This is a genomic window from Streptomyces geranii (genome assembly GCF_002954775.1).
Classification (GTDB): Bacteria; Actinomycetota; Actinomycetes; order Streptomycetales; family Streptomycetaceae; genus Streptomyces; species Streptomyces geranii.
In genome coordinates this window covers 212,261-224,568 of sequence record NZ_PJME01000004.1, presented here as the reverse complement: position 1 = coordinate 224,568, position 12,308 = coordinate 212,261, and the positions used below count along the sequence as shown (strand labels likewise).

General features: G+C 72.0%; 10 protein-coding genes. 2 read left to right on the top strand and 8 right to left on the bottom strand.

The window, feature by feature from the left end:
• Positions 1-9 precede the first annotated feature (9 nt).
• From CW359_RS08035 to pgm, 5 genes are all read right to left on the bottom strand, one after another.
• The gene (locus CW359_RS08035) at positions 10-477 is read right to left on the bottom strand and encodes a MarR family winged helix-turn-helix transcriptional regulator (RefSeq protein WP_105969080.1); all 468 of its coding nucleotides are present in this window, start codon (positions 475-477) and stop codon (positions 10-12) included.
• A 65-nt stretch (positions 478-542) separates the two neighbouring features.
• Positions 543-1,340, bottom strand: a complete 798-nt coding sequence (locus tag CW359_RS08030) for an SDR family oxidoreductase (protein ID WP_105969079.1) — start codon at positions 1,338-1,340, stop codon at positions 543-545.
• 1 nt (position 1,341) lies between these two features.
• On the bottom strand, positions 1,342-2,292 hold the full coding sequence (locus CW359_RS08025) for an NmrA/HSCARG family protein (RefSeq protein WP_105969078.1): 951 nt from the start codon (positions 2,290-2,292) through the stop codon (positions 1,342-1,344).
• A gap of 142 nt (positions 2,293-2,434) precedes the next feature.
• A complete protein-coding gene (locus tag CW359_RS08020; RefSeq protein WP_105969259.1) occupies positions 2,435-3,355 on the bottom strand; it encodes an NADP-dependent oxidoreductase in 921 nt (306 codons plus the stop codon).
• A 154-nt stretch (positions 3,356-3,509) separates the two neighbouring features.
• Positions 3,510-5,150, bottom strand: a complete 1,641-nt coding sequence (pgm, locus tag CW359_RS08015) for a phosphoglucomutase (alpha-D-glucose-1,6-bisphosphate-dependent) (RefSeq protein WP_105969077.1) — start codon at positions 5,148-5,150, stop codon at positions 3,510-3,512.
• A gap of 257 nt (positions 5,151-5,407) precedes the next feature.
• Between pgm and CW359_RS08010 the strand changes: the two genes are divergently transcribed.
• Entirely contained in the window at positions 5,408-6,643 is a 1,236-nt protein-coding gene (locus tag CW359_RS08010; protein WP_232838310.1) for a serine hydrolase domain-containing protein, read from the top strand.
• 45 nt (positions 6,644-6,688) lie between these two features.
• On the opposite strand, the gene CW359_RS08005 is transcribed toward CW359_RS08010, so the two are convergent.
• From CW359_RS08005 to CW359_RS07995, 3 genes are all read right to left on the bottom strand, one after another.
• Positions 6,689-9,448 (bottom strand): LuxR C-terminal-related transcriptional regulator, encoded by a 2,760-nt coding sequence (locus CW359_RS08005; RefSeq protein WP_105969075.1) that lies wholly within the window; start codon positions 9,446-9,448, stop codon positions 6,689-6,691.
• Between the two features lie 142 nt (positions 9,449-9,590).
• Positions 9,591-10,313: a sigma-70 family RNA polymerase sigma factor gene (locus CW359_RS08000; protein WP_232838283.1), complete on the bottom strand. Its 723-nt coding sequence runs from the start codon at positions 10,311-10,313 to the stop codon at positions 9,591-9,593.
• A gap of 155 nt (positions 10,314-10,468) precedes the next feature.
• Positions 10,469-11,281, bottom strand: coding sequence for an acyl carrier protein (locus tag CW359_RS07995; protein ID WP_105969074.1), 813 nt, complete (start codon positions 11,279-11,281; stop codon positions 10,469-10,471).
• Between the two features lie 322 nt (positions 11,282-11,603).
• Between CW359_RS07995 and CW359_RS07985 the strand changes: the two genes are divergently transcribed.
• Positions 11,604-12,287, top strand: a complete 684-nt coding sequence (locus CW359_RS07985; RefSeq protein WP_105969072.1) for a 2-phosphosulfolactate phosphatase — start codon at positions 11,604-11,606, stop codon at positions 12,285-12,287.
• Positions 12,288-12,308 lie beyond the last annotated feature (21 nt).

The following is a 12,308-nucleotide window of genomic DNA, read 5'->3' as shown; positions in this document are numbered from 1 at the left end:
CGCCGCCGCTCAGGGGCGGTCGTCGTCCAGTTTGCTCACGACTCGTTCGGAGAGCTGGGCCAGGACGCGCAGTTCCGCCGGTGTGACATGGTCGAGGAAGAGTTCGCGTACGGCCTCGACATGGCGGGGCGCGGCGGCCTCTATGGCCGCCCGGCCCGCGTCCGTGATCACCACGAACGCGCCGCGCGCGTCCTCCGCGCACTCCTCGCGTACGACCAGTCCCCGTCCGGCCATCCTCGCGATGTGGTGGGACATCCTGCTCTTCTCCCACTCCAGCGCGCGGCCCAAGTCCTGGTAGCGCTGGCGCCCGTCGGGTACGTCCGTCAGATGCACCAGCACCGCGAAGTCGGCGCCCGACAGTCCGGAGTCCGTCTGCAGCAGCCGGGCCAGCCGGCCGCCGAGCCGCTCCTGCAGCCTGATGAAGCTCCGCCAAGCGTGCTGTTCCTCCGGCGTCAGCCACCGCGCGGTCTCTCCCATGCGGGGAGTCTAGACGTGGTTGACACTTCATCGAACACCCTCGTACGTTCCCCTCCACCCCCGCCTCAGACGGTGTAGCCGCCGTCGATGTTGATCGTCGCGCCCGTCACGAAGGCCGACTCGGGGCCGGCCAGGTAGACGATCAGGCCGGTCAGCTCCTCCGGCGACGCGTAGCGGCCCGCCGGGGTCAGTCCCGTCATCAGACCGGCCAGTTCGCCGTCGGCCGGGTTGCCGTCGGTCGCCACCGGGCCGGGCTGGACGTTGTTCACCGTGATCGCCCTCGGCCCCAGCTCCCGGGCCAGTGCCCTGGTGAAACCGCCGATGGCGGCCTTCGTGAGGGAGTACGGCGTACCGTTCGGGATCGGCATCCGGTCGGCGAAGACGCTGCCGATCGAGATGATCCGGCCGCCGTCCCCCATGTGCCGCAGCGCCTCCTGGGACGCCACCCACACCGAGCGGATGTTCACGGCGACGGCGTGGTCGAAGTCGTCGACGGTGAGTTCCCCGATCGGGCCCAGGGTGCCGCCTCCGGCGTTGTTCACCAGGATGTCCAGGCGGCCGAAGGCCGCCACGGTGCCGAGGACCGAGGCGCGGACGGCCTCCGCGTCCGCCGCGTCGGCCGCGAGCGCCACCGCCCGGCCGCCGTCGGCGACGATCTCGGCGACGACTTTCTCGGCGTGCCCGGGGGACGAGTTGTAGGTGAGGGCGACGGCCGCGCCCTCACGGGCCAGGCGGCGGGCGATGGCCGCGCCGATGCCACGGCTCGCGCCGGTGACCAGGGCGACCTTGCCACCGAGCCGCCCGCTCGCACCGCCCGCCGCACCGCCCCTTGCTCCAGCTGTCCCGATGGGTAAGACGCTCATCTCACTTCACCTCGATCCGCGACGCGTTCTCGGCCAGCCAGGCGTCGAAGCTCGTGAGCGCCGGGTTCAGCCGCCGCAGCCGGTCCAGGTCGCGGGCGCCGGTGAACTTCTGGTCGAAGTCGCCGTAGTACTGGAACATGTTGGCGATCTCCTCGGCCGCGGGCAGGTCGAGGGTGCGGAAGACGTCGTAGGGCACGGACTGGAAGCGCACCGGTTCGCCGATCGCGGCGGCCAGCTTCGCCGCGTACTGGGCGCCGGTGAGGTGGTCGCCCGCGAGGCCGATGGTGCTGCCGATGTACTGCTCGCCGCCCTTGAGCACGGCGAGCGCGGTACGCCCGATGTCCGCCACGTCCACCCCGGCCAGGAGCTTGCCCTCCTCGAACGGCAGGGTGAGCGCGAGTACGCCGTCCTCGGCGCGCTGCGGGCCGAACCCCTGTAGGAAGCCCTGGAAGTAGAAGGTGGTGTTCAGGAAGGTCGTCGGCACTCCCGCCTGCCGGAACAATTCGTTGCCCGCGCCCTTGGCATCGAAGTGCGGGACGTTGTAGGCGCCTTGGAGCACGGGCATCCGGTCGTCCGCCAGCGGCAGCAGTTCACGGGTGTCCTCCAGCGTGGACCACACCACGTGGCGCAGGCCCGCCTGCTTCGAGGCCCGGACCAGGACCTCGATCTCCTCCGTCTCCTTGGCCGCCGAGCCGTGCGCCCAGAAGTTGGTGACGAGGAAGGCCCCGTAGGCGCCGTCAAACGCCTTGTGCACGCTGGGCTCGTCGTAGAAATCGGCCGGTACGACCTCTGCGCCGAGGTCGGCGAGTTCCTTGGCGGCGGGGGACGCGGGGTCCCGGGTCAACGCGCGTACCGCGAAGCCCGAGTCCGCGTCGGCGAGGATCGCCCGAGCGACGCCGCCGCCCTGGGCGCCCGTCGCTCCGGTGACCACGATGATCTTCTTGTCGCTCATATCGGCTGCCTCTGTTCCGAGAAAGACGCTCTGGACGCCCTGGACGCTCTAGTTGATGCGTCAACCAAAAGCTACACGCGAGACATGGATGACACATCAACTTTCGTGGATCAGATTCGGCCAAGTTCGAGCGACGGCACCGCTACGACGGAAGGAGAACCAACTTGCCGCTCAGGTGCCCGGACTGGCTGACCTCCAGCGCCGCCGCCACCTCCGCGAGGGGGAACGTCCGCCAGACGGGCACCCGCAGGCGGCCGTCCAGCGTGAGGGCGAGGATCTCCCGGAGCGCTTCGGCGCCGCCTCCTTCCTGCTCCGCCCGGTGGACCTGAATGCCTGTGTCGGCGGCGTCGAAGGCGACCAGGGTGAGGACGCGGGCAGGTCCGCCCGCCAGTTCGAGGGAGTCCGGGATCTCACCCCGGCCGGAGGCGTCGAGGACCGCGTCGACGCCCTGGGGCGCGACGGCCCGTACGCGCTCGACCAGGCCCTCGCCGTAGGTCACCGGTTCGGCGCCGAGGGCGCGGAGCTGTTCGTGGTTGCGTTCGCTCGCGGTGCCGATGACGCGGACACCACGGGCGACGGCCAACTGGACGGCGAACGTGCCCACTCCCCCGGCGGCGGCGTGGATCAGCAGGGTCTCGCCCTTGGCGACCTGGAGCTTCCTCAGCACCTGCCAGGCGGTGATGCCCGCACCGGCCAGGGAGCCCGCCACCTCCCAGGGCACCGAGGCCGGCTTGGCGACCAGTGCGGTGGCGTCCGCGAGGGCAGCCTGGGCGTAGGACGGGGTGAGCGAGGAGCCCAGCACCTCGTCGCCCACACTGAACCCGGTCACGCCCTCGCCGACCTGGTCGACCACCCCGGCCACGTCCGAGCCCAGACCGGCCGGCAGATCGAGCGGCATGACCTGGCTCATGTAGCCGCGCAGCACCTTCCAGTCGAACGGGTTGACGCCCGCGGCACGCACCGCGAGCCGTACCTGCCCGGGGCCCGCGGTGAGGGGCGGTACGTCCACGACACGCAGGACGTCAGGATTGCCGTATTCGGAGAACTGCACTGCAAGGGACATCTGTTCGGCTCCCAGTTCAGCCATACATGGTCAGTTGATGCATCAACTTATACCCGCCGGGTGTGTGAAACCGGTTGCCCATTCGGAACTCATGGCGTGTCCCGGGGCCGGGTGACGCCCTGTCGAGCGGCGTCACCCGTCCTGTCCGTCAGGGTCAGGCGTTCAGCGCCGCGAGCACCACGCCCCTGGCCTCCTCCTGCACCTGCCGCAGGTGGTCCTGGCCGAGGAAAGACTCTCCGTAGATCTTGTAGACGTCCTCGGTGCCCGAAGGGCGGGCCGCGAACCAGGCGTTGGCGGTGCCGACCTTGATGCCGCCGAGCGCGGCGCCGTTGCCGGGGGCCTCGGTGAGGACCGTGGTGACGGGCTCTCCGGCGAGGGTGTCGGCGGTGACCTGGCTCGGGGAGAGCTTGGCTAGCAGGGCCTTCTCCTCGCGCGAGGCCGGGGCGTCGACGCGCGCGTAGGCGGGGGCGCCGAAGCGGTCGGTGAGCAGGCCGTAGTGCTGCGAGGGGGTCTTGCCGGTGACCGCCGTGATCTCGGAGGCGAGCAGCGCCAGGATGATGCCGTCCTTGTCGGTGGTCCACACCGAGCCGTCGCGCCGCAGGAAGGACGCGCCCGCCGACTCCTCGCCGCCGAAGCCGAGCGTGCCGTCGGACAGGCCGTCCACGAACCACTTGAAGCCGACCGGGACCTCGACCAGCTGTCGGCCGACGTCGGCGGCGACCCGGTCGATCATGCTGGACGACACCAGGGTCTTGCCGATCCCGGCGCCCGCGGGCCACCGCTCCCGGTGCGAGAACAGGTACGAGATCGCGACGGCGAGGTAGTGGTTGGGGTTCATCAGGCCCGCGTCCGGGGTGACGATGCCGTGCCGGTCGGCGTCGGCGTCGTTGCCCGTGGCGATGTCGAAGCGGTCCCGCTGCTCGATGAGCGAGGCCATGGCGTACGGCGAGGAGCAGTCCATCCGGATCTTGCCGTCCCAGTCCAGCGTCATGAAGCGCCAGGTGGGATCGGCGAGCGGGTTGACCACTGTCAGGTCGAGCCGGTGCTCCTCGGCGATCCGGCCCCAGTAGGCGACCGAGGCACCGCCGAGCGGATCGGCGCCGATGCGTACACCCGCCGCCCGGATCGCGTCCAGGTCGAGGACGTTCGGGAGGTCGGCGACGTACGCGCCGAGGAAGTCGTGGCGACCGGTGCCGGGTGCGGCCAGGGCGCGGGCGTAGGGGATTCGGCGTACGTCCTTCAGGCCGCCGGTGATGATGTCGTTGGCCCGGTCCTGGATCCAGGAGGTCGCCTCGGAACCGGCGGGGCCGCCGTTCGGCGGGTTGTACTTGAAGCCGCCGTCGGCGGGCGGGTTGTGCGAGGGGGTGACGACGACCCCGTCGGCAAGACCTGACGTACGGCCGCGGTTGTGGGCGAGGATCGCGTACGAGACGGCCGGGGTGGGCGTGTAGCCGTCGGCCTCGTCGATGAGGACGGTCACGTCGTTTGCGGCGAACACCTCCAGTGCCGTGATCCGGGCGGGCTCGGACAGGGCGTGGGTGTCGGCGCCGAGGAAGAGGGGGCCGTCGGTGCCCTGGGCGGCTCGGTACTCACAGATGGCCTGGCTGGTGGCCGCGATGTGGTCCTCGTTGAACGCCGTCGCCAGCGCCGAGCCCCGGTGTCCCGAGGTGCCGAACGCCACCCGCTGGCCCGGGTCGGCCGGATCGGGGTGCAGCGCGTAGTACGCCGTGACCAGACGGGCCACATCGATGAGGTCATCGGGCCCGGCGACCTGGCCCGCTCGCGCGTTCTGCATTTCCCGCTCCTCCGCAAAGGTCAACCGTCGGTACGGCCCCATTCTCCCCCGCCCGGGCCGCCGGGACGCTCACCGGGCGGGCCTTGTGGCACGCGTGCGGCGCCCGGGCGCGGCAGGTTGCGCGCTCGGCCGTATGCAGCAGCGTCACGGGCAGCCGGGCGTCACCCGGCCGATGCTGGGCGTGCCCTGACCCCATGGCCCACCCGGTCCAGTCAGTCCAGCTGGCCCGCCCAGTCCACCGAGGAGAATCCGTGCCGCTGCCCAAACTCCCCCGTCCGCAGCTGCGTCTGCCGGTCACCGCCGTGCTGGTCGGCGCCTGTCTGACGGCCCTGGTGTCCGCGCCCGCCGAAGCCGAGGCGCCCGGTTCCGACACGAACCGCACGACCACCGACCGCACGACCACGGGCCACGCACCCGCGGACCACACGCCCACGGAATCCGCGCTGCTCAGCCAACTCGAACAGCTGGTCAGCGCCCCGGGCGGCCCGCCCGGTGTCATCGCCGTCCTCCAGCGCGGCGAGTCCCGCCGGATCCTGCGGGCCGGGACCGCCGATCTCGAAACCGGCCGGCCGGTCGAGCCGACCGATCACATGCGGATCGCCAGTACGGCGAAGGCGTTCAGCGGCGCCGTGGCCCTGAGCCTCGTGGACCGGGGCGCGCTCCGGCTCGACGACACCATCGGGCGCCGACTGCCCTCGCTCCCGCGAGCCTGGCGCGCGGTCACCCTGCGACAGCTCCTGAACCACACCAGCGGTCTGCCGGACTTCAGCCGGAGCCCGGAGTTCATCAGCATCCTCCAGGCCGATCCGCACCACGTCTTCGACTCCCGGCGGCTGCTCGACTTCGTGGCCCGCGACCCGCTGCTGTTCCGCCCGGGCTCGCGGTACCAGTACTCCAACTCGGACAACATCGCCGTAGCCCTGATGGCCGAGGCGGCGACCCACACCCGTTACGAGGAACTGCTGCGGCGCCTGGTCTACCGTCCGCTCGGTCTGCGCGACACGAGCCTGCCGCAGGGGTTCGAGCTGCCGGAGCCGTACATGCGCGGTTACGACGTCCCGGTGCAGCCGCCGGCCCCGCCGGAGGACGTCAGTGAGCTGATCGGGGCCTCGGGGGTGTGGGCGTCGGGCGGAATCGTCTCCACGCCGAAGGACATGACCAGGTTCATCCGCGGCTACGCGGGCGGCTCGCTGATCTCCCGGGAGACCCTGCGCCAGCAGCGCCGCTGGATCGACGGCGCCTCGGAACCGGCCGGCCCGGGCCGGAACGAGGCGGGCGAGGCGATCTTCCGGTACACCACGCGCTGCGGAGTCGTCCTCGGCCACACCGGCAACACCCCCGGCTACACCCAGCTGATCGCCGCGACCCCGGACGGAGAGCGGTCGCTGACGTTCTCGCTCACCACACAGGTGAACCAGTCGACGAAGCCGCAGCTGCTGGAGCAGCTGCGCGCGGTGGAGGAAAGGTTCGTCTGCGCCCTCCTCAAGAACTGACCACCGCCCACCGCCCAGCGTCAGGCGCGCAGGCGCGGATGGCCATCACGCTCGGGCCAAGGCCCCCCGCAGCTTGTTCCGTGAGTTGACGTCGAGCTTGGTGAACACCTTGTGCAGGTGCCATTCGACCGTCCGGGGGCTGATGAACAGCTCGGCGCCGATCTCGGAGTTCGTTCTGCCCTCGGCGGCGAGCCGTGCGATCTGGGCCTCCTGCGCGGTGAGCGACTCCCGTACGTCGACCGTGCGTTGGCGTACCGATTCCCCCGTGGCCACGAGTTCGCGGCGGGCGCGCTCGGCGAAGGCGCTCGCCCCGAAGCCGCGCAGCATGTCGTGGGCGGTGCGCAGGTGTTCACGTGCTTCGAGGCGCCGGTTCTCGCGGCGCAGCCATTCGCCGTACACCAGGTGGGTGCGGGCGAGGTGGACGGTGACCCGGCTGCGCCCGAGGCGCTCGATGGCCTCGCGGTAGAGCGGGTCGGCGGCCGGGCCTTCGCAGAGCAGTGCTCTCGACCGGGCCAGTACGCCGAGGGCCCACTCCGTGCCGGCGACCTCGGCCTGTGCCTCCAGCCTGCGCAGGGCCGCCTCGGCCGCCTCGGGGGCGTCGCTGCGGGCGCCCGCCTCGACCAGTTCGACCAGGGTGAACCCGCTGCACGCGAAATCCTCGTACTCGTCGCCCTGTACGGCGTTGGCCAGGGCCTCCGGGTACCGGCCGAGGCCGTTGTAGAGCACCGCGAGCAGATAGGGGGCCATGCCTATCACCCGCCCCTCGCCCCAGGAGGTCGCGTCGCGGACGCCGTCGCTGACCACCTCGACCGCCCGGAGATCGCCGCGCCAGACCATGACCAGCGACAAGGCGTACCCGAGGCGGGAGTTGCCGGTCGCCAGCGTCAGGGTGTCGGACTCGTCGATCAGGGCCGAGGCGAGGTCGAACTCTCCCGCGTGCACATGGACGACCGCCCGGTAGGAGAGGGCCAGCGGCAGGAAGTTGAGCGCGCCGGTCTCGCGGGCCGCCCGGACCGCGTGCGTGGTCAGTTCGTGCCAGGTCTCGTCGTCCCACAGGTCGCCGGCGACCAGCCAGGTCAGCCAGAGCCAGCGCATGACGTCGTCCTTGTCACGCCCGGCGGCCCGCCGCAGCTCCCGCAGGGCGGGCTTCAGCACCGCCGCGCCCTCGGCATAGCCTTCGGTGAGCCGTGTCGTCAGGCCGTCGAGCAGTACGTCGGCCGGTCTGGGCGGTCGCGGTCCGCGTGGGGCCGCGCGGGCGGCCTCGGCCACCTCCCGTACTCCGCCGTGTCCGCACAGGCGGCCCGCGACGAGCGCCGAGCCGAGTGCTTCGAGGTACACCTCGCGGGCCTGAGCGTCGTCGACCCCCTCCAGCCGTCCGGCGGCGTCGAGCAGCAGCGGCAGGGCTTCGCCGCCGCGCCTGCGCGCGAAGACGATCTGGGCGCGCAGCCGGGTCAGCCGCGCGTGCCGGGCCTCGTCCAGGGGGCCCATCTCCGCGGCGGCGAGGAGTTCGAGCGCCGCGTCGGGGGCCCCGGCCTCGAAGGCGGCCCGGGCCGCGGCGACCGCTCTCGTTCCCCGTACGGCGGGATCGGGTGTCAGTTCGGTCGCGCGTCTCAGGAAGGCTGCCGCCGCCGCGATCCCGCCGCGGGCGTGGGCCCGGTCGGCCGAGCGTTCCAGTTCGGCCGCCAGGGCCTCGTCGGGTTCGAGCGCCGCGTGGGCGCGGTGCCAGGCGCGGCGGTCCGAGTCGAACTCGGGGTCGGTCGCCTCGGCCAGCGCGCGGTGCACGTCCCGGCGTTCTCCGGGGTCGGCGGCGCGGTAGGCCGCCGAGCGGACCAGCGGATGGCGGAACCGTACCCGCGCCCCGAACTCGATCAGTCCCGCCGCCTCGGCCGCTCCGGCGGCGTCCGCGCCGATGTCGAGCCGCTGGGCGACCCGTCTCAACAGCGGTACGTCGCCCACGGGTTCGGCCGCCGCCGCCAGCAGGAGGCGTTGCGCGGCGTCCGGGAGCGACCCGATCCGCCGTAGGAAACTCTGCTCGATCTGACTGGCCAGTGGTCGCGCGTCCGGACGTCCGAAGCCGCCTGCGAGTTCGGCCGCGGTCAGGCCCCGGGTCAGTTCCAGCAGGGCCAGTGGGTTGCCGTGGGTCTCGGCGACGATCCGGTCCCGGACGCGTTCGTCGAGGCGGCCGGGGACCACCGAGTCCAGCAGCGCCCGCGCGTCCTCGTCGCGCAGACCGGCGACGACGAGTTCGCGCAGCGTCGCCAGCGGGTCGTCGGCGGGCGGGATCACCGAGGTGCGCACGGCGAACACCAGTACCACCTGCTCGGCGAGTAGCCGGCGTGCGACGAAGGCGAGGGTCTGCGCGGAGACCCGGTCGAGCCACTGGGCGTCGTCCACCACGCAGACGAGCGGCTGTTCCTCGGCGACCTCGGCCAGCAGGCTCAGCACCGCGAGTCCGACCATGAAACGGTCCGGCGCGCTGCCCGCGCGCAGACCGAACGCGACGGCCAGGGCGTCGCGTTGGGGGACGGGAAGGCGGTCGAGCTGGCCCATCATCGGCATGCACAGCTGGTGCAGCCCGGCGAAGGCCAGCTCCATCTCGGACTCGACGCCGACGGCCCGCAGGATCTGGCAGCCGGGCGCGCTCCCGACCAGGTACTCGACGAGCGCGGACTTGCCGACCCCGGCTTCGCCGCGCAGCACGAGGACCTGACTCTGCCCTCTCCTGGCGTCGGCCACGAGCTGTTCCAGCACCACGCACTCGCCGCGCCGGCCACGCAGCCCGCGCCGAGGAGCGCTGCTCGACATCCACCACCACCGCGCAGGTCAAGGGAGCAAGACCCTGATCTTCGACTCGGGTCGTCCCCATCATGCACCACGGGCGCACGGCCGGGCCTGTCGGTTCGGACGGTGAACCGCGGGAGTGCGGCGGCTCGGTTGTCGGAAGGGATCATCGAGGTTGCGGAGATGTGCGGAGCCCCTGGAAGAGGTCGAGCAGGCGGGCCATGTCGCCGGCCCGGGCCGCGTCGCGGAAGGCTTCGAGGAGTACGTCCCGTTCCGTCGCGTCGACCGGGCTGTGCCGTGGCGCGGCGAGATGTCTGCGTGCCCGCAGCGCCAGTTGACGTGCGTTGACCTCGCTGATGCCGAGCAGTTCGGCGATCTCGCGGAACGGGTATTCGAACGCCTCGCGCAGTACGTACACGGCGCGTTCGACGGGCAGGAGCCGTTCCATGAGGAGCCGGACGGCGGATTCGAGGGCCTCCCCCAGTTCGGCCTCGTGCGCCGGATCGACGGCCCCGGCGGCGCCGGACACCGCCGGGCGCTCGGGCAGCAGGCCGCCGGCGCTGATCTCCCGGCGGGCCCGGGCCGAGGTCGCCGCGTTGAGGGCGACCCGGGTCGTGACGGCCGCGAGGAAGGCGACGCGGTCCCGTACCCGGGCCCGGTCCGTGCCCTGCCAGCGGACCCAGACGTCCTGTACGACGTCCTCGGCGTCGGCGGCACGCCCCAGCGTCTGGTAGGCGATCCCGAACAGCAGGGACCGTACCCGCTCGAAGTCCGCCGCCGTCTCGGGCCCGGAACGGACGAGCGCCGTCAGGGTTCTCCCGGCCGGGCCCGCCTTCGACGGGCTCGGCCCCGACACGACGTCGACGCTGGACAGGCGCATGACGGACATCCCCACTCCCGGCACTGTGGACCACCGGGACCGGCTCATCGTGCGCCAGGGCCCGGCTCGGTTACCCAGCCACCGTCGCGCCGAGGGGACCCCGGGCGCACCCGTGGAAACCCGGGTGTACCCCGTGGCACGTCCGCACCCCCTTGTCCGGAGCGCTACGGGCGCGGGAGGGAGGTGTTGGTGATCGGTAGTGGCTTCTCTGCGCCCGCCACGTAGAGGTCGGTCGGGGCGGTGCGCAGGGTGAACGTGTCGTCGTAGTCCCTCACGCGCACGGACATCACGAAGAAGCCGTCCTCCTCCGCGCGGACCTTCACGCGGTACTGGCTCTCCCAGTAGGTCTGGAGGAAGACCTCGGTGCCCGTCTCCTCGACGCCCTTGGGAAGGGTGACCTTGCCCTGGACGGTGAGGATGTCGCCCGCCTTCACCTTCTTCTTGTTGACCTGGTAACTGACGGAGCTGGTCCTGGCCTTGGTGGTCACGGTGGTGTCCGTGAAGTAGCCGTCCTGCGGGGTGTTGAGGTCGCCGTCCTCGTCGTAGGTGGCGGTGATCTGCACCTCGCGCTGGACGTTGAGCAGGCTGTTGCCGCTCATGAGGTCGATGTTGACGTCCGGGACGGTGAACGTCCCGGTGGCGTCGGTCACCGGGGTGCCCAGGTCGCGCGGGTCGTAGTAGGTGGGGTCGATCGGGTCGCCCCAGGGGTTCCAGGTGGTGAAGCGGACGACCTCGCGGACGGTGACGGGGACGCCGGCCGCCGGGGTGCCGTCGGCCTTGGTGACCGTGCCGGTGACGTCGACGCGGCGGTTCTCGTAGTCGGTGCTGGTCGGGTCGGTGCTCACGGTCAGCACGTAGGCGCGGGCGGGTTCGTCGTCCGAGGGCTTCGCGAGGGCGGCGGGCGCGGACAGGGCGGTGGCGGCGAGGAGGAACGCGGTGGTGGCGGCGAGCCGCGTGGTCAGGGTCTGGCTGGGCACAGGTCAACTCCGAGTTCGGTCGGGACTGGAGGTGGTGCGCCGGGCGGCACCGGTTCCGCCGCGGCACGGGTGTGCGACACATCGGGTTCGACCGGTGAGGTGGGGCGGGAGTTGTAGCTGTGCGGTGTCTGTTACACGGGGGGGTTGTGGGGGGGGGGGGGGGGGGGGGGGGGGGGGGGGGGGGGGGGGGGGGCGGGCCTCCGGCCGGTCGGGCCGATCGGCCCGACCGAGGTGATACTCGGTGTGATCGCGAGGTGACGCTCGATGTGATGCGCGCCACCCTTGGGATGCTTCGGCTCGGGCGTAGGCGATCATGATCCGAATGGATGCTCGTTTTCTCGGAATCGCCGAACTGACCGAAGTCCCGTCCGTGGCGGTCGTGATCGACGTCATGCGTGCCTACACCGTGGCCGCGTGGGCCTTCGGCCAGGGGGCGGAGAAGATCGTTCTGGCCGAGTCGCTGGACGCCGCCCTGGCGCTCAAGGCCCGCCATCCGGACTGGGTGGCACTCAAGGACGGTCCGCCCGCGCCCGGTTTCGACGCCGTCAACTCGCCGGGCCTGCTGCGCTCCGTCGACCTAGGCGGCCGGACCGTCGTACAGAAGACGACCGCCGGGACGGTCGGCGCCCTCGCGGTCAAGGACGCGTCGCTGGTGCTGTGCGCCGGTTTCGTGGTGGCGGAGGCGACGGCCCGGCTCCTTCGGGCACGCGCGTGCGACAGCGTCACGTTCGTCGTCACCGGCGAGGACGGGCGGGCCGACGAGGACCTGGCGTGCGCCCAGTACATCGCCGGCCGGGCGGTCGACGACGGCACGGACGCCACCGAGTTCCTCCGCCGCGCCGCCGACTCGCGTGCCGCCGCCGAACTGACGGAGGGGGTACGGCAAGGGGTCCACCCCGACGACGTCGCCCTCTGCGTCGAACTCGACCGGTTCCCCTTCGCGATGGTGGCCGCCCTGGAGGGCCCGCTCATGGTCCTGCGCCCGCACGCCGTGCCCTGGCCCTAGCCCTAGCCCTAGCCCTAGCCC

Coding starts and splice junctions, on each gene's coding strand:
- CW359_RS08005 (WP_105969075.1), bottom strand. CDS start 9,448: ATGTCGAGCAGCGCTCCTCGGCGCGGGCTGCGTGGCCGGCGCGGCGAG.
- CW359_RS08035 (WP_105969080.1), bottom strand. CDS start 477: ATGGGAGAGACCGCGCGGTGGCTGACGCCGGAGGAACAGCACGCTTGG.
- CW359_RS08030 (WP_105969079.1), bottom strand. CDS start 1,340: ATGAGCGTCTTACCCATCGGGACAGCTGGAGCAAGGGGCGGTGCGGCG.
- pgm (WP_105969077.1), bottom strand. CDS start 5,150: ATGCAGAACGCGCGAGCGGGCCAGGTCGCCGGGCCCGATGACCTCATC.
- CW359_RS08025 (WP_105969078.1), bottom strand. CDS start 2,292: ATGAGCGACAAGAAGATCATCGTGGTCACCGGAGCGACGGGCGCCCAG.
- CW359_RS07985 (WP_105969072.1), top strand. CDS start 11,604: ATGGATGCTCGTTTTCTCGGAATCGCCGAACTGACCGAAGTCCCGTCC.
- CW359_RS08000 (WP_232838283.1), bottom strand. CDS start 10,313: ATGTCCGTCATGCGCCTGTCCAGCGTCGACGTCGTGTCGGGGCCGAGC.
- CW359_RS08020 (WP_105969259.1), bottom strand. CDS start 3,355: ATGTCCCTTGCAGTGCAGTTCTCCGAATACGGCAATCCTGACGTCCTG.